A 20,696-nucleotide genomic window follows, 5' to 3' on the forward strand; every position below is an offset into this window, starting at 1 on the left:
GGAGATCAGGATGAAACGTGCATTTATCATGGTGCTTGATTCCTTTGGGATCGGGTACAGCAAAGACGCCGACACGTTTGGCGATAAAGGCTCGAATACACTCGGACATATTGCCGAGGCGTGCTTCAAGGGTGAAGCAGACAAAGGGCGTAAAGGCCCACTCCATCTGCCCAACCTCACGGCACTGGGTTTAGGTAAGGCGGCGGAAGCTTCCAGCGGTAAATTCCCGCCGGGGCTGGATAAAGACGCCGAAATTATTGGCGCTTACGCTTACGCCAGCGAACTCTCTTCCGGGAAAGACACGCCGTCAGGTCACTGGGAAATCGCCGGTGTGCCGGTGCTGTTTGACTGGGGTTACTTCAGCGATCTGGAAAATAGTTTCCCGCAGGAGCTGCTTGATCTGCTGGTGGAAAAAGCCAATCTGCCAGGCTACCTCGGCAACTGTCACTCTTCCGGCACGGTGATCCTCGACCAGTTGGGCGAAGAGCATATGAAAACCGGCAAGCCGATTTTCTATACCTCTGCTGACTCTGTGTTCCAGATTGCCTGCCACGAAGAGACCTTCGGCCTTGATCGCCTTTACGAACTTTGTGAGATTGCCCGTGAAGCGCTCACCGAAGGTGGCTACAATATTGGCCGCGTGATTGCGCGTCCGTTTATTGGCGACAAAGCTGGCAACTTCGAGCGCACCGGGAACCGTCACGACCTGGCGGTAGAGCCGCCTGCGCCAACGGTGCTGAAAAAGCTGGTGGACGAACAGGGCGGTGAAGTGATTTCCGTGGGTAAAATTGCGGATATCTACGCGCATGTTGGCATCACCAAAAAGGTGAAGGCGACCGGCCTGGATGCCCTGTTTGATGCCTCTGTCGCGGAGATGAAAACCGCGCCGGACAACAGTATTGTGTTCACTAACTTTGTTGATTTCGACTCCAGCTGGGGGCACCGCCGCGACATCCCTGGCTATGCCGGTGGGCTGGAGCTGTTCGACCGCCGCTTGCCGGAGCTGATGGCGCAGGTGAAAGAGGGTGATATCCTGATCCTCACGGCTGACCACGGCTGCGATCCAAGCTGGCCGGGTACCGAACATACCCGCGAGCATATTCCTGTGCTGATTTACGGGCCGGGCGTGAAACCGGGTGATTACGGTTATCGCGATACCTTCGCCGATATCGGTCAGACGGTCGCTCACTATTTTGGTCTTTCACCGATGGAATACGGTAAGTCGTTATTCTGAAGGTTGAAGTAACACTCTTTTTTGAGATAAGGATGAAACATGGCAACGCCACATATTAACGCTGAGATGGGTGATTTCGCTGACGTCGTGCTGATGCCGGGCGATCCGCTGCGTGCAAAACACATTGCTGAGACCTTCCTGCAGGATGCTGTGGAAGTGAACAACGTGCGCGGTATGCTGGGCTACACCGGGACTTACAAAGGCCGTAAGATCTCCGTGATGGGTCACGGTATGGGCATCCCGTCTTGCTCTATCTATGCGAAAGAGCTGATCACCGAATTCGGCGTGAAGAAAATCATCCGTGTGGGATCCTGCGGTGCCGTGCGTGCCGATGTGAAACTGCGTGACGTGGTGATTGGTATGGGTGCCTGTACCGATTCCAAAGTGAACCGCATGCGTTTTAAAGATCACGATTTCTCAGCTATTGCTGATTTTGACATGGTGCGTAACGCGGTTGATGCAGCGAAAGCGCTGGGTGTGAAAGCGCGCGTGGGCAACATCTTCTCTGCCGACCTGTTCTATACGCCGGACCCACAGATGTTCGACGTGATGGAAAAGTACGGCATTCTGGGTGTGGAAATGGAAGCCGCCGGTATTTATGGCGTAGCAGCAGAGTTTGGCGCCAAAGCGCTGACCATCTGCACCGTGTCTGACCATATCCGTACCCATGAGCAGACCACCGCAGCAGAGCGTCAGACCACGTTTAGCGAGATGATTGAAATCGCGCTGGAGTCTGTGTTGCTGGGCGACAAAGAGTAATGTCCTTCCGGGGGCGGGCGTTCAGCCCGCCCCCGTTTATCCGCGTTTCTGTCAAACCATCACGCGAAATGCCCCACGCAGCGGACTTTCATTAATGACATTTGTCCGTAATCTTTACCTGGTTGATATCAAACACACTGTCGTCAGCGGCAGAGAAAATCACCGGCCCTGTGACTTTGCCCTGAGGTTTTAATTTCCCGTGCGCCAGACGATCGTCAATACGGTCAACCGGGAATTCCCGGCCATCATGCGAATACCCTTTCAGGCAAAACATCTGCAAGTCGATATTTTTCGCTGTGGTATTTTTCAGCGTCACTTCAAATGTTTTTCCGTAATTATTCAGGCCATCTGACGATCGGGATTTCAACTCTCCTTGAGTGGAATAAACGGCGATCCCGGATTGATCTGCGGCAAAAGTAGCAGCAGAAAAACACAGGCCCACAGTGGCGATCGCGACGATAATAAAGTTCCGTTTCATCGTTGTACTCCTTAGTTTTCAGGCATCAAGAGCGCATAAGCGCTCGGGAGTGCTTACGATGCAACTGAGGCGAAAAGGAGTACAGAACACGAAAAGCTATTTCAGCGTAATCGCTTTATTTGCTGTTGGGTAAGGGCGCCGTTGCGTTATTTCCTGTGTCGGCAGCAGAAGGGCTACCGTCCGTTTCAGCGTCTGCCTCACTCTCGTCATCATCCTCTTTCACCGGGTTATTCGCGGTGAGCAGGAATGGCGACTGTTGCCAGCGGGTACGGCGATCGCGCAGTAAGGTACGGGAGAGAATAATGCCGATGGCCAGCGCCAGGATCATCATTAAGCGCAGAATATTGGTGGTGTTATCCACCTGCTTGGCTTCGGTGACCAGCACATGGGTATCCAGCGTGACGCGCAGGAACCCGCGCGGGCTGTCTTTGCTCGTCAGCGGCTGGACAATCTGATGGTTAAAGTAGCTACCGGCCCGCTGACCATCCAGTGCCAGGCGGTCCCGTACGTTAATGCTTTCACCGCTGTGCGCAATCAAACTTCCCTCGCTGTCATACAGCGAAGCGTCAAGAATGCGGCTTTCATGGGTCATCTGGTCAAGCGAATCGATAATTTTTTGATGATTATCATCAGGATTGTCCATCAGCGGCGTCAGCGTCCAGGCGACCTGACGCGTCAGCGTGTGGGCCAGCTCTTCAACCTGTTCAGAGCGCGCCATCTGGTGCCCAAGACTGAACCACGAGGCGCCCTGCATCAGCACCACCAGCAGTGTCAGGCAAATCAGAACGATCACCGTGCGGTGAAGACGAAACTTCAGTTTGGCTTTTGCCATCTCAACCCTTCAATTCTGGTGAAAGAACCGCTTTCCGGTCATTAGCTTTATGTTGCCAGAAGGCGGGCTTACAGGGTAGCCTCTTGCGTGGTTTTAATGCTCTGCCTATTTCGCGCCGCAGGTGCGTTGGCTGCACCCGTTCGCCCCGGTCACAGAGTTATCTCTGCTCCCGGGGACTCGCGGGCTTGCCGCCTTCCTGCAACACGAACTATGTTGAGCAACTAGTGATCAATAAGTCCTTACAGGAGCTGTGATGCCAAATAGCCTCACCTGGTGCGACCTGCCTGCCGAAGTCTCTCTCTGGCCGGGGTTACCTCTATCTTTGAGCGGTGATGAAGTGATGCCGTTGGATTACCGTGCTGGCCGTACCGGCTGGTTGCTGTATGGGCGTAAGCTCGACAAGGCCCAACTGACGGAATATCAGCGCCAGTTAGGCGCAGCGATGGTGATCGTCAGCGCCTGGGTGGTGGAGGATTATCAGGTGGTTCGCCTGGCCGGTTCTCTGACGCCGCGCGCGATGAAGCTGGCCCACGATGCGGGCATGGATGTGGCTCCGCTAGGGCGCATTCCCCATCTGAAAACGCCAGGCCTGCTGGTGATGGATATGGACTCCACGGCGATTGAAATCGAATGCATCGACGAGATCGCCAAACTGGCGGGCAGCGGTGAGCTGGTGGCGGAAGTCACCGAGCGTGCCATGCGCGGCGAACTGGACTTCGCTGCCAGCCTGCGCCAGCGCGTAGCCACGCTGAAAGATGCCGATGCCAACATTCTGAAAACCGTGCGTGACCAGTTGCCGCTGATGCCGGGCCTGACCTCGCTGGTCGCTAAGCTGCAGGCGTTGGGCTGGCACGTGGCGATTGCCTCCGGTGGTTTCACCTATTTTGCTGAATACCTGCGCGATACGCTGCACCTGTCAGCGATTGCTGCCAACGTGCTGGAAATCCGCGACGGCAAACTGACCGGCGAAGTGCTGGGCGATATCGTCGATGCACAATATAAAGCAGATACACTGCGCAAGCTGGCTACCCGGTTTGAGATTGCCCCGGAGCAGACGGTCGCAGTCGGCGATGGTGCCAACGATCTGCCGATGATCAAAGCCTCGGCGCTGGGCATCGCTTATCATGCCAAACCGAAAGTGAACGAGCAGACCGAAGTGATTATTCGTCATGCTGACCTGATGGGCGTGTTCTGCATTCTCAGCGGCAGCCTGATCCACGAAGAGCGTTAAGGGGTAGATTTGGCCAAAGCGGTAAAGCGCGCCTTTGTCTGTAACGAGTGCGGCGCAGATTATCCTCGCTGGCAGGGCCAATGTAGCGCCTGCCATGCCTGGAATACGATTACCGAGGTGCGCCTGGCGGCGTCGCCTGTTGTTGCGCGCAATGAGCGCCTGACGGGTTACGCCGGTAGCGCCGGGCCAAGCCGCGTGCAGAAGCTGTCGGAGATCAGCCTCGACGAACTGCCACGCTTTTCCACCGGGTTTAAAGAGTTTGACCGGGTGCTCGGCGGCGGCGTGGTGCCGGGCAGTGCGATCCTGATCGGGGGCAGCCCCGGCGCGGGGAAAAGTACCCTGTTGCTGCAAACCCTGTGCAAGCTGTCAGAAGGGATGAAAACCCTGTATGTCACCGGGGAAGAGTCGCTGCAACAGGTGGCTATGCGCGCCCATCGTCTGGGATTACCCACCGAAAATCTGAATATGTTGTCGGAAACCAGCATCGAGCAGATCTGCCTGATTGCCGAGCAGGAACAGCCGAAACTGATGGTGATCGACTCGATTCAGGTGATGCATATGGCTGATATCCAGTCATCTCCCGGCAGCGTCGCACAGGTGCGTGAGACCGCTGCCTATCTGACCCGTTTCGCCAAAACGAAAGGTGTCGCCATCGTGATGGTGGGCCACGTCACGAAAGACGGCTCGCTGGCAGGCCCGAAGGTGCTGGAACACTGTATTGACTGTTCGGTGCTGCTGGACGGCGATGCGGATTCCCGTTTTCGTACGCTGCGCAGCCATAAAAACCGCTTTGGTGCGGTGAATGAGCTGGGCGTGTTTGCCATGACCGAGCAGGGGCTGCGCGAAGTCAGCAACCCGTCGGCCATTTTCTTAAGCCGTGGCGACGAGGTCACCTCCGGCAGTTCGGTGATGGTGCTGTGGGAAGGAACGCGTCCACTGTTGGTGGAGATTCAGGCGCTGGTGGATCACTCAATGATGGGCAATCCACGGCGCGTCGCGGTGGGGCTGGAGCAGAACCGTCTGGCGATCCTGTTGGCGGTACTGCATCGCCACGGCGGCCTGCAAATGGCCGATCAGGATGTGTTCGTCAACGTGGTGGGCGGGGTGAAAGTCACCGAAACCAGTGCCGACCTGGCGCTGATGCTGTCGATGGTTTCCAGCCTGCGTGACCGCCCGTTGCCGCACGATCTGGTGGTGTTTGGTGAAGTCGGGCTGGCAGGCGAAATCCGCCCGGTGCCAAGCGGTCAGGAGCGCATTTCGGAGGCGGCGAAACACGGTTTCCGCCGCGCCATTGTGCCGATGGCCAATGTGCCAAAGAAACCACCGGAAAATATGAAAGTGTACGGTGTGAAAAAGCTGGCTGACGCGTTGTCTATACTTGACGAACTATAAATGGAGTTAGCCCATGTCATCATTTGACTACCTTAAAACCGCCATTCGCCAGCAGGGTTGCACCTTACAGCAGGTGTCTGATGCCAGCGGTATGACCAAGGGTTACCTCAGTCAGCTGTTGAATGCGAAAATCAAAAGCCCCAGCGCACAGAAGCTGGAGGCGCTGCACCGCTTTCTCGGGCTGGAGTTTCCGCGTCGTGAGAAAACCATTGGCGTGGTGTTTGGTAAATTCTACCCGTTGCATACCGGCCATATTTATCTGATCCAGCGCGCCTGTAGCCAGGTGGATGAGTTGCATATCATCATGGGTTACGATGAGCCGCGCGATCGCCAGCTGTTTGAAGCCAGCGCCATGTCACAGCAGCCAACGGTCAGCGACCGTCTGCGCTGGCTGCTTCAGACCTTTAAATACCAGAAAAACATCCGCATTCACTCTTTTAACGAAGAGGGAATGGAGCCTTATCCGCACGGCTGGGACGTCTGGAGCCACGGCGTACAGTCGTTTATGGACGATCACGGCATTGTGCCGAACTGTATCTACACCAGCGAAGAGGGGGATGCCGAGCAGTTCAGCACCCATCTGGGCGTTGAAACCATTGTTATCGATCCGAAACGCTCCTTTATGAACATTAGCGGTGGGCAGATCCGCCAGGATCCGTTCCGCTACTGGGAATATATTCCCACCGAAGTGAAGCCCTTCTTCGTGCGCACCGTGGCGATCCTCGGCGGTGAGTCGAGTGGGAAATCCACGCTGGTCAATAAGCTGGCGAATATCTTCAATACCACCAGTGCCTGGGAGTTTGGTCGCGATTACGTTTTCTCGCATCTGGGCGGTGATGAGATGGCGTTGCAGTATTCGGACTACGATAAGATTGCCCTCGGTCAGGCGCAGTACATCGATTTTGCGGTGAAATATGCCAATAAAGTGGCGTTTATCGACACCGATTTCGTCACAACGCAGGCGTTCTGTAAAAAGTATGAAGGGCGTGAGCACCCGTTTGTTCAGGCGCTGATCGACGAGTATCGCTTCGACCTGGTGATCCTGGTGGAAAACAATGTGCCGTGGGTCGCCGATGGGCTGCGCAGTCTGGGCAGCTCGGTAGATCGCAAAGAGTTCCAGTCACTGCTGATCGCCATGCTCGGCGAGAATAACATCAACTATGTTCACGTTGAGCAGGACAACTACGACGAGCGCTTCCTGCGCTGCGTCGAGCTGGTGAAAGAGATGCTGGGCGATCAGAAATAGTAGCCAATATTGACGTTGCTGCGGAAATACCACTTACCGCTGCCGGGGGACTGGGTGCTGTTCCAGCCGGTGGCGTTAAGCGCCCCGCCCCAGGGGTTGGCGTTTTTTGCCCAGGTTAAATCCAGCCAGAACATCACCGGCAGCGCAAACAGCTGCATCCCCAGCGTGTTCATCTGCGAGTCATCCCAGCTGCCTTTGTCTTTCCACAGCACGCTGTAATCATCATAAAAGCGCAGTTTGCTGATTGGGCCAAGGTCGACGTCAACATCGCGCGCGATATTCAGCGCCGCAGTGGTGGCTTTAGCCGGAATAAGATAGGCAGGCGACAGCCCGTTGGTTCCCATCAGGATGGTATCTTTATCAGCGCCAGCGGGGTTCTTCGCCGCGTAAGCATAGCGTATCGCCTGGGTGCTGAGCTGCCACGGACCGTTGTTCAGCCTGGCGTGCAGCCCGCTCGACCAGAATGAGCCGTTATCGCCGCTGCGGTGGTTATACAGGCGCGAGGCCGCCAGCGAGCCGCCCACTTCGCTGTGCCAGCTGCCGCTGTCAAACTCGCGCGCCAGCCGCAGGTTCAGCTGGTCGCGCTTCTCATTCAGCTGCAGGTGGTGCGGGCCATACGTCGTGCCTTTCAGCTCGCCGTAATAGCCCACGTCCGGCGCATAGCGTACCCCCTCAGGAAGCATTTTAGGAAAGTAAGCCGCCTCAAACGTCCAGTTATTCGCCCGGTAGCGATATTTAGCACCGAGCCCGCTGTTCACCGCAAAGCCGAGATAAAAAGGAATATCGTATGACCAGCCAAACTGCGGATAGGGGGCCAGACCAAAAGGTTTCTCCGGCGCGCCGATCTGAATCTGCTGGTCGGGATTAAAATGGTAGCCAATATAAGCGCGGTCAATAGCATATTTGCGCTGGTCCTGAAACCAGAACCCAGAATCGAAAAAGAAATTATCTGCATGGCCGCTGGTATCGATGCGAAAAGTATCAAAGCGCAAATGGGGCTGGCGGCGGTTGCGGCTGGTGTTCCAGTCTTCATAGCGATAATTGGCACGCAGCGCCCCGCCAATATCAATACCTTGTTGGCCATCCGCACTCTGCCAGTGCAGATGGGGTGGGGCGTTGGCGCCCTGAACGCCGCTGCTGAGGAAAAATGTCAGTAACAGGTGCTTTATTTTCCGCATAACGATCCCTCGTCTTTTTTTAATTACAGAAAAAATGCATGAAGTATTAAATATGAAACTTACGGGGCTGAATTACCGTTGAACCATAGAATAACCAGCAACCATGTCAAGATTAAAGAAAAGGAAATGCCAGGAGGGTAAAATAAAAAAAGATATTAGCGCGGGATGTTTCATGGGCGAACCAAATAAGGTCCGCCCGTGAGGATTAATAGACCATCACAACCTTGCCGCGCATATGCCCTTCCAGCACCAGCTTATGGGCCGCGGTCAGCGTGTCGACGCTTAAGCCTTGCAGGGTCTGGCTCAGCGAGGTGGTGACTTTCCCCTCATCCAGCAGTTTTGCAGTGGCGTCGAGGATCTCCCCCTGACGGGCGATATCCGGGGTGGTGAACATGCTGCGCGTGTACATAAACTCAAAGTGCAGCGCGGCGCTTTTCAGCTTCAGCTGATCCATGCTTAACGGCTTCTCGTTTTCCACGATGGTACAGATATGTCCCTGCGGCGCAATCAGCTGGCTCATCGCTTCCCAGTGGCCATCGGTATCGTTCAGGCAGAAGATATAGTCCACCTGCTTGATGTCGTGCTTCGCCAGTTCGCCTGCCATATCACGGTAGTCGATCACCAGGTCGGCACCGCGATCCTTGCACCACTGCACCGAGTCCGGGCGCGAGGCGGTGGCGATCACTTTCACCTTGCTGTGCAGCCTGGCAAAGGGAATGGCGAGCGAACCGACGCCACCGGCACCGCCGACGATCAGCAGCGTTTTACCTTCTGCGGCGCGGTCAAGCTGCAGGCGGTCGAACAAGCCTTCCCATGCGGTAAGCGCGGTCAGTGGAATCGCTGCAGCCTGCGCCCAATCGAGCGAGCGCGGCTTGTGCCCGGTGATACGCGCATCAACCAGCTGCTGGCTGGCGTTGCTGCCGGGGCGGGTAATGTCACCCGCGTAATAGACTTCATCGCCCGCTTGAAAACCACTGACCTTGCTGCCTGTGGCCAGCACGATACCGCTGGCATCCCAGCCGAGCACGCGAGGGTGTTGCAGGCCATTTTTCTGTGCGCCTTTATGGACTTTGGTATCCACCGGGTTGACCGATGCGGCTTTGACCTCGACCAGCAGATCATATTCACCTGGCGTCGGCTGCGGTTGCTGGATTTCAATAAACTGCTGCGGGTGTTCCGGGTTGATGGCAATTGCTTTGAGGGTCATCGCTTTTCTCCTGAATAATTGTCTCTCAGTGTAGGTAATCAGCAAACGAATGATAAGATGGACAATGGCGCACGCAGTGTTCGTTTGAGGTGAACAATCATGTTTAAGCAGTTGCAGGATATGGCGCTGTTTGCGCTGGTGGCCGAGTGCGGCAGCTTTACTGCGGCGGCGAAGCGTGCGGGCTTACCGAAATCCAGCGTCAGTCAGCGCGTCAGCCAGCTGGAGCAGGCGCTGGGGCTGCGGCTGATTAACCGTACCACGCGTCAGCTTAACCTGACCTTTGCGGGCGAGCGTTATCTGGTGCACTGCCAGGAAATGCTGCAGGCCAGTGAACGTGCTGGCATAGCGATTGAGCGACTGCGCGATAATCCCAGCGGGCGGCTGCGCATCACTTCACCTGCCGGTATTGGCGCTACGCTGCTTGCGCGTTTCAATACGGCGTTTCAGCAGCAATACCCGGATGTGACGCTGGATGTGTCGGTGTCCGATGAAATCCGCGATCTGGTGCAGGACGGTTTCGATGTGGCGCTGCGTACCGGCAGGCCGCAGGATTCATCGCTGATTGGTCGCCGCATTGGCTACTGCCAGCGCCTGCTGGTGGCCTCCCCGGACTATCTGGCCTCGTTGCCGCCGCTGACCCATCCCGGCCAGCTCTCCGCTCACCGTTGTATTGCGCACCGCGCCTGGACGGAGTGGGTACTGAAACGCGATGAAGAGTATTACCGCTGGCTGCTGCCGCCGACGCATATGACCGATAATCTGGTGTATGCGCGTGAGTGTGCGCTGGGCAGGGCAGGGATTACGCTATTGCCACGTTTTTTGACCGAAGAGGTGTTGTCGCAGGGCGATCTGGTGCAGGTGTTACCGGACTGGGAAGTGGAGGGGAATGAGCTGTGGCTGGTGTACCCAAGCCGGAAGCTGAACTCGCCTGCGCTGTCACGGTTTATTGATTTCGCGATGCAGTCACCGGTGTTTAGGGAATTCTATACGTAGGGGGCGACCCTTTTTTCCGGTCGTCCCGTGTCACAGATTTGCACCCGACGGGCTGACCGAAACAGAGGGTCAGCCCCTACGCGTCAGGTGTTCGCATTCTGTAGGGGGCGACCTTCTTTTCCGGTCGCCCCGTAAGTCAGGTCGCTTACTTGATCATACGCTTGTACTTAATACGTTTTGGCTCAAGTGCTTCCGCACCCAGCGTACGTTTCTTGTACTCTTCGTATTCGGTAAAGTTACCTTCAAAGAACGCGATCTTGCCTTCATCCTGGTAGTCCAGAATGTGGGTGGCAATACGGTCCAGGAACCAGCGGTCATGCGAGATCACCATCGCACAGCCAGGGAACTCCAGCAGGGCGTTCTCCAGTGCGCGCAGGGTTTCGATGTCCAGGTCGTTGGTTGGTTCATCCAGCAGCAGCATGTTGCCGCCAACCTGTAACAGTTTCGCCAGATGCAGACGACCGCGTTCACCACCGGACAGCTCACCAACGCGTTTGCCCTGATCAACCCCTTTAAAGTTAAAGCGGCCAACGTAAGCACGGCTTGGCATCTCGGTGTTGCCGATACGCATGATGTCCTGACCGCCAGAGACTTCTTCCCACACGGTTTTAGAACCATCCATGCTGTCACGGAACTGATCCACAGACGCCAGCTTGACGGTTTCACCCAGTACGATGCTGCCGGAATCAGGCTGTTCCTGACCGGACATCATACGGAACAGGGTCGATTTACCCGCGCCGTTTGGACCGATGATGCCGACAATCGCACCCTTCGGAACGGAGAAGGAGAGATCGTCAATCAGCAGACGGTCACCGTAAGACTTGCTCAGGTTGTTGACCTCAACCACTTTATCGCCCAGGCGTGCGCCAGGTGGAATAAACAGTTCGTTGGTCTCGTTACGCTTCTGGTATTCGGCGTTGTTCAGCTCTTCAAAGCGGTTCAGACGTGCCTTACCTTTAGACTGCTGGCCTTTAGCGCCTTTGCGTACCCACTCCAGCTCTTTCTCAATCGATTTACGACGAGCGGCTTCAGAAGAGGCCTCCTGCGCCAGACGCGCATCTTTCTGCTCCAGCCAGGAAGAGTAGTTACCTTCCCACGGAATACCTTCACCACGGTCCAGCTCCAGGATCCAACCGGCCACGTTATCAAGGAAGTAACGGTCGTGCGTAATCGCCACAACGGTCCCTTCGAAGTCGTGCAGGAAGCGTTCCAGCCAGGCCACGGATTCTGCATCCAGGTGGTTGGTTGGTTCGTCGAGCAGCAGCATGTCTGGTTTTTCCAGCAGCAGGCGGCACAGCGCGACGCGGCGGCGTTCACCCCCGGACAGATTGCCAATCTTCGCATCCCAGTCCGGCAGACGCAGCGCATCAGCGGCACGTTCCAGCTGGGTGTTCAGGTTGTGGCCATCGTGCGCCTGGATAATTTCTTCAAACCGGCCTTGTTGCGCGGCCAGTTTGTCGAAGTCGGCATCCGGCTCTGCGTACTTGGCGTACACCTCGTCAAGGCCTTTCAGCGCGTTGACGACTTCGGAAACGGCTTCTTCTACCGACTCACGGACGGTGTGTTCCAGGTTCAGCTTCGGTTCCTGCTCCAGATAGCCAATTTTCAGGCCTGGCTGCGGACGCGCTTCCCCTTCGATATCTTTATCGATGCCCGCCATGATGCGCAGCAGCGTAGATTTACCTGCCCCGTTCAGACCCAGTACGCCGATTTTGGCGCCAGGGAAGAAGCTGAGGGAGATATTTTTCAAAATATGGCGCTTCGGCGGAACGACTTTGCCGACGCGATGCATGCTATAAACGAATTGAGCCACGTTAGTTTGAGCCTCTTAATTAGCAGGGGCATAAGGGTGCCCACTCAGATAGCGGAGTTTAGCTGGTTTCCCCCCTTATTCACAGCCAGAACGCAGAGGATTATCCCGATATCAGCGGATCGGCCTGATTTCTGTTTGATTTATAACCGTAGCCGTCTAAGCTCATTTTTTGCCTTATAAATGATGGAGATATCGATGAAAGTTCTGATAGCGGCGGAAGAAAATGCCTGGGGTGGGATGATCCAGCAGTTCCGTCAGAGACTCCCCGATGTCGAATTTGTTGCCTCTGCCGGGCATGCGGCAGAGAGCCTGGCGGGCTTTGATGCGCTGATCCCCGGTATGGCGAAGGTCAGTCAAAGCCTGTTACAGACGGCCGACCGCCTGAAGCTGATCCAACAGGCGGGTGCCGGGCTGGAGGGCGTGGATATTGAGACGGCGCGTGCGCGCGGTATCACCGTGGCCAATGTGCCATCAGACCGCTCCGGCAATGCCGACTCCGTGGCGGAGCTGGGGATCTGGATGATGATCGGCCTGGCGCGTAAGGTCAGTGACGTGCCGCAGATGCTGGCGACCCGTCAACTGGGCCTGCCCGTCGGTATGGGGCTGAAGGGTAAGACGGTCGGGCTGGTGGGGCTGGGCGGTATCGGTAAAGCGCTGGCACAGCGGCTGGCCGCGTTTGATATGCGTATGATTGGCGTGAAACGCCAGGCCTCGGATGACTTTGCCCGCCAGCATCGTCTGGACTGGGTGGGCGGCATGGAGCGTTTGCCGCACCTGCTGCGCGAGGCCGATTTTGTGGTGCTGAGTTTACCGGACAACGCGGAAACGCATCATATTATCGATGAACCCGCGCTGGCGAAGATGAAGCCGGGCAGCTTCCTGATTAACCTTGGGCGCGGCGGTCTGATTGAGAAACCGGCGCTGCTGGCGGCGCTGGAAAATGGGCCACTGGCCGGTGCCGGGCTGGATGTGTTCTGGCAGGAGCCGCCCGACCCGCAGGATGTGCTGTTCCGCCACAATGTGATTGCCACACCGCATATTGGCGGCGTGACGGATATTTCACTGGAGGGCAATGTGGCGGGCGTGTGTGAGAACCTGCGGCGTTTGCGTGATGGTGAAGCGATTTTGAACCGCTGGTGATCGTCTGCGGGCGGACCGAAAAAGAAGGTCCGCCCCTACTGTAGGGGGCGACCATTTTTTCCGGTCGCCCCGTGCCGATGATTTGCACCAGGCCCATCGGTTACGGAACAATCACCTCAATACCCATATCCTGCGCGGGTGCAGCATCGCTGATCAGGCCGTCGAAGGCGCTGAGGTCGGCGATGCGTGCAGGCAGCACTTTGCCAAATTTGCTGCTGTCTGCCACCAGCAGCCGCGCACGCGCACGCTGTAATGCCAGATGCTTCATCGGTAATTCACTCAGGTTGTAACAGCTGGCACCCTGGCGGATATCGATGCCTGCGGCAGAAATAAAGGCTTTATCCGGGCACAGGCTGTCCATCACTGACTGCGGGCCGAGGGGGGTGAAGATGGCGTTATCCGGGTGGAATTCGCCGCCGCACAGGATCACCCGGCAGGCGGTTTTTTCTTTCAGGGCGAGAAAGGTGTTCATGGCGCAGCAGACGGCGGTAAACGGCAGATCTTCGTCGATGGCATCAATGATCCACGGCACCGTGGTGCCACAATCGAAATAGACCGTCTCTTCCGGCTGGATCAATGCAGCGGCACGCTGCCCCAGCAGGCGTTTGCGATCCACATTCTGCTCCTGCTGATCGGAAACAAAATAGTGGTTCTGATGACGCATCGGATCGCTGACAATATATCCCCCCAGCAGAACCACCACGCCCGGCCCGTTGCTCAGATCGCGACGAATGGTCATCTCAGACACCCCAAGCAGGTGAGCCGCTTCTTTCAGATGGATTTTATCGGTGCGTTTCAGCGCCTGGGCCAGCTTATTGATACGCTCATCGCGCCGGGTTTCCATGAGTTTTTTTCCATTATCGCGGAGAGAAGTGAGGGTGAACGAAAACGATTGCCTGCTGCTTTTTACCTGATTTGCAGTTTACCTTCAATAGGATAGTGCTGCAAACCCCGGCGCAGGCATGCCTGGCCTGCCGCAGGATCAGATCGTCACCAGTCCGCGCACCCCTTCCGCTTCCATCACGTCACCGCGCCCACGCTGGATAATTTCTCCCCGCGACATCACCAGATAATGATCGGCCAGCCCGGCAGCGAAATCGTAAAACTGTTCAACCAGCAGGATCGCCATATCCCCGCGTGCGGCCAGCTGGCGGATCACTGCCCCAATCTCTTTGATCACCGAGGGCTGGATCCCTTCCGTCGGTTCATCGAGGATCAGCAGCTGCGGTTTACAGGCCAGCGCACGGCCGATGGCCAGCTGCTGCTGCTGGCCCCCGGACAGATCGCCGCCGCGCCGTTGTTTCATCTGCCACAGCACCGGAAAGAGCTGCCAGATCTCCTCCGGTACCTGCGTGGCCTGGCTGCCCGAAAAGCGCGCCAGCCCCATCAGCAAGTTTTCCTCTACCGTCAGACGCGGGAAGATCTCCCGGCCCTGCGGCACATAGGCGATCCCGGCCTGCACCCGCTGGTGCGGTTTGCGGTGGTTGATCGCTTGCCCCTGCCAGCTGATGCTGCCGGATTTCGCCGGGATCAGCCCCATCAGGCATTTCAGCAGCGTGGTTTTCCCCACGCCGTTACGCCCCAGCAGGCAGGTGATCTCGCCGGGTTTTGTTTCAAATGACAGCCCGCGCAGAATATGACTGCCGCCGTAATATTGATGGAGTTCAGAGACCTGTAACATATTTATCGCCCCAGATAGACTTCAATGACCTGATCGTTTGCCTGCACGTCGCGCAGCGATCCTTCTGCCAGCACCTGGCCCTGATGCAGGACCGTGACATGGTCCGCAATGGTTTCGACAAAGCCCATATCGTGTTCCACCACCATCAGCGAATGCTTGCCAGCCAGGGTACGGAACAGTTCGGCGGTATAGTCGGTTTCCGCATCGGTCATCCCGGCAGCCGGTTCATCCAGCAGCAGCAGATGCGGGTCCTGCACCAGCAGCATGCCAATTTCGAGAAACTGTTTTTGCCCGTGCGACAGCAGGCCCGCCAGGCGCTGGCGTTCACTGCCGAGGCGCAGCAGTTTCAGTACCTCAGTGATGCGATCCTGTTGTTCACCGTTGAGTCTGGCGCGCAGGCTGGCCCAGACCGATTTATCGGTTTTTAACGCAATTTCCAGGTTTTCAAACACCGTCAGCGCTTCAAACACCGTCGGTTTCTGGAATTTCCGGCCAATACCGATGCGGGCGATCTCCACCGGGGAAAGGGTGGTCAGGTCGATGCTCTGGTCGTAGATCACCCGGCCATTATCGGGACGGGTTTTGCCGGTGATCACATCCATCAGCGTGGTTTTCCCCGCGCCGTTCGGGCCGATCACGCAGCGCAGTTCGCCCACGCCAATCTGTAAGGAGAGATCGGTCAGCGCTTTAAAGCCGTCAAACGAGACGTTGATGTTCTCCAGCTGTAAGACCGGATCGGTCTGTTCGCGGTGACGATCGGCGCGGTGGGGCTGGGTAAACAGGTGCTCAGTCATGTTTCCTCCTGCGCAGCAGGCCAATCACGCCACGCGGCAGGAACAGCGTGACGAGGATAAACATCAGGCCTAAGAAAAACAGCCAGTATTCGGGGAACGCAACGGTGAACCAGCTTTTTGCGCCGTTGACGATCCCTGCACCAAGCAGCGGACCAATCAGCGTGCCGCGCCCGCCGAGCGCGACCCAGATAGCCGCCTCAATCGAGTTGGTGGGCGACATTTCTCCGGGGTTGATAATGCCCACCTGCGGCACATACAGCGCCCCGGCCAGCCCGCACAGCACCGCAGACAGCGTCCAGACAAACAGCTTAAAGCCCCGGGGATCGTAGCCGCAGAACATCAGGCGGTTTTCTGCATCGCGCACTGCCGTCAGCACCCGGCCAAACTTGCTGCGGGCCAGCAGCAGGCCTACCGCCAGACTGGCCGCCAGCAGCAGCACCGTGGCCACAAAAAGCCCGATGCGCGTGCCGGTTGCCGTCACCGGGAAGCCGAGCAGGGTGGTGAAGCCGGTAAAACCGTTGTTACCGCCAAAGCCGGTTTCATTACGGAAGAACAGCAGCATCCCGGCATAGGTCAGCGCCTGGGTCATGATCGAGAAGTAGACGCCTTTGATTTTTGAACGGAAGGCGAACCAGCCAAACACCAGCGCCAGCAGGCCCGGCACCAGTACAATCAGGCACAGCGCCCAGGCGAAATGCTGTGTACCCGCCCAGAACCACGGCATCTCGGTCCAGGAGAGGAACGACATAAACGCAGGCAGCCCCTCGCCGGAAGCCTGGCGCATCAGGTACATGCCCATCGCGTAGCCGCCGAGGGCGAAGAACAGTCCGTGGCCGAGGGATAACAGCCCGGCGTAACCCCACACCAGGTCCAGCGCCACCGCCACAATGGCGTAGCAGAGGATTTTCCCCACCAGCGTCAGGGTGTAAGTCGAGATAAACAGCGGGTTGTCGGCGGGCAGCAGCGCGAGAAACGGCAGCAGCAGCAAGAGCAGCAGCGCTGCTGCGCCCAGCACGGCCGTCAGGCGTGGGGCTTTGCGGGCCAGGGTCAGCGTCATGGGTTGTGTCATCAGTCAATCACCCTCCCTTTAAAGGCGAACAGTCCCTGCGGTCGTTTCTGAATAAACAGCACGATCAACACCAGGATCAGGATCTTACCGAGCACCGCGCCGATCTGCGGCTCCAGCACTTTGTTCAGGATGCCGAGGCCAAGTGCGGCCACCACCGTGCCCGCCAGCTGGCCAACGCCGCCGGTTACCACCACCAGGAAGGAGTCGATGATGTAACCCTGGCCCAGCTCCGGGCCGACATTGCCCAGTTGCGACAACGCTACGCCGCCCAGCCCGGCAATGCCGGAACCGAGACCAAAGGCCAGCATATCGACGCGCCCGGTTGGCACGCCGCAGCAGTCGGCCATTGCCCGGTTTTGCGTCACCGCACGCACGTTCATACCGAGGCGGGTTTTATTCAGCAGCAGCCAGGTCAGCACCAGCACGCCGATGACAAACAGGATCACCGCCAGGCGGTTGTACGGCAGCACGAGGTTAGGCAGCACCTGTAAGCCACCGGACAGCCACGGCGGATTCGCCACTTCGAGGTTTTGCGCGCCAAACAGGATGCGCACCAGCTGGATCAGCATCAGGCTGATGCCCCAGGTGGCGAGCAGGGTTTCCAGCGGGCGGCCGTACAGATGACGGATGATGGTGCGCTCCAGCGCCATGCCAATAGCGGCAGTGATAAAGAAGGCGACCGGCAGCGCCAGCAGCGGATAAAAGGCCAGCCACTCCGGCGCAAAGCGCTGGAACAGGTTCTGCACGATCCAGGTGGCATACGCGCCGATCATCAGCATTTCGCCGTGGGCCATATTAATCACGCCCAGCAGACCGTAGGTGATCGCCAGCCCGAGGGCCGCCAGCAGCAGCACCGAACCCAGCGACAAACCGGTAAAGGCCTGGCCCAGAATATCGCCGGGCAGCAGGCGATAACGGATCTGCTTCAGGCTGTCGGCTGCTGCCGCACGCACGCGGGCATCGGCCTCATTCTGCGGTTGCAGCAGGTGTTCCAGGCTGGCCTGCGTTTGTGGATCGCTGGTTTCGCCCAGCAGTTTTACCGCTTCCAGGCGCACCAGCGGGTTAGGATCCGCCAGCTGCAATCCGGCAACGGCCTGGGCCAGCACCCCATGAACGGCCGAATCTTCTTCGGCGGCCAGGCGCTGTTTCAGCAGCGGCAGCTGGTCGATATTGGCTTCATTTTGCAGTGCGCGTGCGGCGTGCAGACGGATGGGGATAATCGGGCTGACCAGCTGGTGTGCGGCCAGCGCAGAGGCAATCATCACGCGCAGTCGGTTGTTCATAAACAGTTTTTTGGTTTCACCCACCGGTGCCGCATTGCCTTCCAGCGGCACCAGCTGGTCTTTGATTCGGCTAAAGGGCTGTTTGTGCTCATCCAGCACCACGTTTTCGCTGTGCAGGGCCTGCAACAGCGGCAGGCGGTTGGCATTCGGTGCGGCGGCCCACTGCTGTAAGAGTGTCAGTTGATCGCTGCGGCTGGCGGCGGCGAAATCGGCGGCCGGCCCGGCCTGGGCCAGAAGCGGCAGGCTGAACAGCAGTAACAGCAGGAATCGCATCATGATGGCTCCGGAGAAATAACGGGTCGGGCATGCCCGACCCCTACAATATTATTCGGCGTAGGGATCGGGCATGCCCGACCCCTACAGCGGGATTAATTGCTGGTTTTCACCGGGTGATCCGGTTTCTTGTCGTTACCGGCGATATACGGGCTCCACGGCTGGGCGCGCACCGGTTTATCGGTCTGCCAGACGACGTTGAACTGACCGTTATCTTCGATTTCGCCAATCATCACCGGCTTGTGCAGGTGGTGGTTGGTCTGGTCCATCGTCAGGGTAAAGCCATCCGGCGCGGCAAAGGTCTGTCCGGCCATCGCCGCACGCACTTTATCCACATCGGTGGTGCCGGCTTTCTCTACCGCCTGCGCCCACATATGGATGCCGACATAGGTGGCTTCCATCGGGTCGTTGGTGACAACGGTATCGGCGTTCGGCAGTTTGTGCGCTTTGGCATAAGCACGGTAAGCCGCCACGAACTTGGCATTGGTTGGGTTATCAACGGATTCGAAGTAGTTCCACGCTGCCAGGTTACCGACCAGAGGTTTGGTGTCGATGCCGCGCAGCTCTTCTTCACCGACAGAGAAGGCCACCACCGGAACATCGGTGGCTTTCAGGCCCTGGTTCGCCAGCTCTTTATAGAAGGGCACGTTGGAGTCGCCGTTGATGGTGGAGACCACCGCCGTTTTGCCACCGGCTGAGAACTTTTTGATATTGGTGACAATGGTCTGGTAATCGCTGTAGCCAAACGGCGTGTAGACCTCTTCGATGTCGCTGTCTTTCACGCCTTTCGTGTGCAGGAAGGCGCGCAGGATTTTATTGGTGGTACGCGGATACACATAGTCGGTGCCGAGCAGGAAGAAGCGTTTAGCGCTGCCACCGTCTTCGCTCATCAGGTATTCCACCGCCGGAATAGCCTGCTGATTCGGTGCTGCGCCGGTGTAGAAGACATTCGGTGACATCTCTTCGCCTTCATACTGTACCGGGTAGAACAGCAGCCCGTTCAGTTCCTCAAACACCGGCAGCACGGATTTGCGTGAAACCGAAGTCCAGCAGCCAAACACCACGGCGGCTTTGTCCTGCGTCAGCAGCTGGCGGGCTTTTTCCGCAAACAGCGGCCAGTTGGAGGCCGGGTCAACCACCACCGGTTCCAGCTTTTTACCCAGCACGCCGCCTTTGGCATTGATCTCTTCAATGGTCATCAGCGCCACGTCTTTCAGCGGTGTTTCAGAAATCGCCATCGTACCGGACAGCGAGGACATGATGCCCACTTTGATGGTATCGGCGGCCTGAGCGCTCCAGGACAATCCCATGCTGACTACGGTGGCAGAAAGCGCGAAGGCCTTAAGCAGTGAACGTCTCTTCATCAGTAAACCCCTAAATGTATTGAAAGATTAGTTGGATGAAACGGTGTGTAACCTTGCCTGCTGGAGCATATGAATGGTGATTTTCCTGACTTCGGCGCGACTGACGGCAATATGGTCGGTCAGAATGCGCTGGGCCTCCTCACTGTGCTGATGCAATACCGCGCGCAGGATGCGTGCGTGTTCGTTATAGGTCGCGCTGATCCGGTCTTCGCGGGTGAAATCGAGACGGCGGATAATGCGGATTTTCTCGGTTAATTCACTGTGGATACGGGCAATTTCGCTGTTGCCTGCCGCCGCAACCAGCGCGATATGGAAGGCTTCATCGTGCAGCGAAACGGCAATGCCATCCTCCAGCCGCGGTTCATCGATCCAGAAACAGGTCAGACGCGTCAGCAGCGTCGCACAGTCATCCGCAGGCAGTCGGCACAGGCGTTTTACCGCCTCGCACTCCAGCACGGTGCGCAGGTCGTACAGCTCTTCAAAATATTCGAAGTCGAACTGACGCACCTGCCAGCCACTCCGGAACCACACTTCGACGTAGCCCTCGCGCTCAAGCCGAAACAGCGCCTGGCGTACCGGGGTGCGGCTGACTTCCATGCGTTCTGCAACTTCGCTTTCACTGAAGCGGTCACCCGGCATCAGACGAAAATCAAAGATGTCGTTTTTCAGCTGGTGATAGACGCGATCGGCCAGCGCTTCCGGCCGATCTTTACTGCGTTTGCTCTCCAT

General features: G+C 57.4%; 19 protein-coding genes. 7 read left to right on the forward strand and 12 right to left on the reverse strand.

The window, feature by feature from the left end:
• The first annotated feature begins 10 nt into the window (after positions 1 to 10).
• Both deoB and deoD read left to right on the forward strand, forming a co-directional pair.
• On the forward strand, positions 11 to 1,234 hold the full coding sequence (gene deoB / locus ACFL9S_RS21620) for a phosphopentomutase (protein WP_405263923.1): 1,224 nt from the start codon (positions 11 to 13) through the stop codon (positions 1,232 to 1,234).
• A 39-nt stretch (positions 1,235 to 1,273) separates the two neighbouring features.
• A complete protein-coding gene (deoD, locus tag ACFL9S_RS21625) occupies positions 1,274 to 1,993 on the forward strand; it encodes a purine-nucleoside phosphorylase (RefSeq protein WP_133842398.1) in 720 nt (239 codons plus the stop codon).
• A gap of 91 nt (positions 1,994 to 2,084) precedes the next feature.
• On the opposite strand, the gene ACFL9S_RS21630 is transcribed toward deoD, so the two are convergent.
• Together ACFL9S_RS21630 and ACFL9S_RS21635 are read right to left on the reverse strand one after the other, a co-directional pair.
• Positions 2,085 to 2,471 carry a DUF4354 family protein gene (locus tag ACFL9S_RS21630; RefSeq protein WP_405263924.1) on the reverse strand — a complete coding sequence of 129 codons (387 nt, stop codon included), beginning with the start codon at positions 2,469 to 2,471 and terminating at the stop codon, positions 2,085 to 2,087.
• Between the two features lie 115 nt (positions 2,472 to 2,586).
• Positions 2,587 to 3,303, reverse strand: a complete 717-nt coding sequence (locus ACFL9S_RS21635) for a YtjB family periplasmic protein (RefSeq protein ID WP_405263925.1) — start codon at positions 3,301 to 3,303, stop codon at positions 2,587 to 2,589.
• A gap of 253 nt (positions 3,304 to 3,556) precedes the next feature.
• Here ACFL9S_RS21635 and serB point away from each other — a divergent pair, with 253 nt between their 5' ends.
• Genes serB through nadR form a run of 3 tightly spaced genes read left to right on the forward strand, consistent with a single transcriptional unit; the run spans position 3,557 to position 7,172 of the window.
• Positions 3,557 to 4,534: a phosphoserine phosphatase gene (gene serB, locus ACFL9S_RS21640; RefSeq protein WP_405263926.1), complete on the forward strand. Its 978-nt coding sequence runs from the start codon at positions 3,557 to 3,559 to the stop codon at positions 4,532 to 4,534.
• Positions 4,535 to 4,543: 9 nt separating this feature from the next.
• Entirely contained in the window at positions 4,544 to 5,926 is a 1,383-nt protein-coding gene (gene radA / locus ACFL9S_RS21645; protein WP_405263927.1) for a DNA repair protein RadA, read from the forward strand.
• Between the two features lie 13 nt (positions 5,927 to 5,939).
• The gene (gene nadR, locus ACFL9S_RS21650; protein WP_405263928.1) at positions 5,940 to 7,172 is read left to right on the forward strand and encodes a multifunctional transcriptional regulator/nicotinamide-nucleotide adenylyltransferase/ribosylnicotinamide kinase NadR; all 1,233 of its coding nucleotides are present in this window, start codon (positions 5,940 to 5,942) and stop codon (positions 7,170 to 7,172) included.
• Here nadR and ACFL9S_RS21655 read toward each other — a convergent pair.
• Entirely contained in the window at positions 7,163 to 8,350 is a 1,188-nt protein-coding gene (locus ACFL9S_RS21655; protein ID WP_405263929.1) for a hypothetical protein, read from the reverse strand. The genes nadR and ACFL9S_RS21655 overlap by 10 nt on opposite strands.
• A gap of 205 nt (positions 8,351 to 8,555) precedes the next feature.
• Positions 8,556 to 9,557, reverse strand: coding sequence for a zinc-binding alcohol dehydrogenase family protein (locus tag ACFL9S_RS21660; RefSeq protein WP_405263930.1), 1,002 nt, complete (start codon positions 9,555 to 9,557; stop codon positions 8,556 to 8,558).
• A 96-nt stretch (positions 9,558 to 9,653) separates the two neighbouring features.
• Between ACFL9S_RS21660 and ACFL9S_RS21665 the strand changes: the two genes are divergently transcribed.
• Positions 9,654 to 10,550: a LysR family transcriptional regulator gene (locus ACFL9S_RS21665; protein WP_405263973.1), complete on the forward strand. Its 897-nt coding sequence runs from the start codon at positions 9,654 to 9,656 to the stop codon at positions 10,548 to 10,550.
• Positions 10,551 to 10,695: 145 nt separating this feature from the next.
• Here ACFL9S_RS21665 and ettA read toward each other — a convergent pair whose 3' ends face one another.
• Positions 10,696 to 12,363 carry an energy-dependent translational throttle protein EttA gene (gene ettA / locus ACFL9S_RS21670; RefSeq protein WP_405263931.1) on the reverse strand — a complete coding sequence of 556 codons (1,668 nt, stop codon included), beginning with the start codon at positions 12,361 to 12,363 and terminating at the stop codon, positions 10,696 to 10,698.
• A gap of 195 nt (positions 12,364 to 12,558) precedes the next feature.
• On the opposite strand from ettA, the gene ACFL9S_RS21675 reads away from it, so the two are divergent.
• On the forward strand, positions 12,559 to 13,503 hold the full coding sequence (locus ACFL9S_RS21675; RefSeq protein WP_405263933.1) for a 2-hydroxyacid dehydrogenase: 945 nt from the start codon (positions 12,559 to 12,561) through the stop codon (positions 13,501 to 13,503).
• Between the two features lie 100 nt (positions 13,504 to 13,603).
• Here the strand turns inward: ACFL9S_RS21675 and deoR are convergent, their stop codons facing one another.
• The 7 genes from deoR to ACFL9S_RS21710 all read right to left on the reverse strand — a co-directional run bounded on the left by deoR (position 13,604) and on the right by ACFL9S_RS21710 (position 20,696).
• The gene (deoR, locus tag ACFL9S_RS21680) at positions 13,604 to 14,347 is read right to left on the reverse strand and encodes a DNA-binding transcriptional repressor DeoR (protein WP_405263934.1); all 744 of its coding nucleotides are present in this window, start codon (positions 14,345 to 14,347) and stop codon (positions 13,604 to 13,606) included.
• A 138-nt stretch (positions 14,348 to 14,485) separates the two neighbouring features.
• Positions 14,486 to 15,184 (reverse strand): urea ABC transporter ATP-binding subunit UrtE, encoded by a 699-nt coding sequence (gene urtE / locus ACFL9S_RS21685; protein ID WP_405263935.1) that lies wholly within the window; start codon positions 15,182 to 15,184, stop codon positions 14,486 to 14,488.
• 2 nt (positions 15,185 to 15,186) lie between these two features.
• On the reverse strand, positions 15,187 to 15,978 hold the full coding sequence (gene urtD / locus ACFL9S_RS21690) for an urea ABC transporter ATP-binding protein UrtD (RefSeq protein WP_405263936.1): 792 nt from the start codon (positions 15,976 to 15,978) through the stop codon (positions 15,187 to 15,189).
• Complete coding sequence (urtC, locus tag ACFL9S_RS21695) at positions 15,971 to 17,047, reverse strand: urea ABC transporter permease subunit UrtC (RefSeq protein WP_405263937.1); 1,077 nt, start codon at positions 17,045 to 17,047, stop codon at positions 15,971 to 15,973. Before urtC ends, urtD begins: the two co-directional genes overlap by 8 nt.
• A complete protein-coding gene (gene urtB / locus ACFL9S_RS21700) occupies positions 17,047 to 18,606 on the reverse strand; it encodes an urea ABC transporter permease subunit UrtB (RefSeq protein WP_405263938.1) in 1,560 nt (519 codons plus the stop codon). The genes urtC and urtB overlap by 1 nt, the downstream gene beginning before the upstream one ends.
• 92 nt (positions 18,607 to 18,698) lie before the next feature.
• Positions 18,699 to 19,967, reverse strand: coding sequence for an urea ABC transporter substrate-binding protein (gene urtA / locus ACFL9S_RS21705; protein ID WP_405263939.1), 1,269 nt, complete (start codon positions 19,965 to 19,967; stop codon positions 18,699 to 18,701).
• Positions 19,968 to 19,994: 27 nt separating this feature from the next.
• The gene (locus ACFL9S_RS21710; RefSeq protein WP_405263940.1) at positions 19,995 to 20,696 is read right to left on the reverse strand and encodes a GntR family transcriptional regulator; all 702 of its coding nucleotides are present in this window, start codon (positions 20,694 to 20,696) and stop codon (positions 19,995 to 19,997) included.

The sequence above is a fragment of the Erwinia sp. AnSW2-5 genome, assembly GCF_045107195.1.
In the GTDB taxonomy this organism is placed as follows: domain Bacteria; phylum Pseudomonadota; class Gammaproteobacteria; order Enterobacterales; family Enterobacteriaceae; genus Erwinia.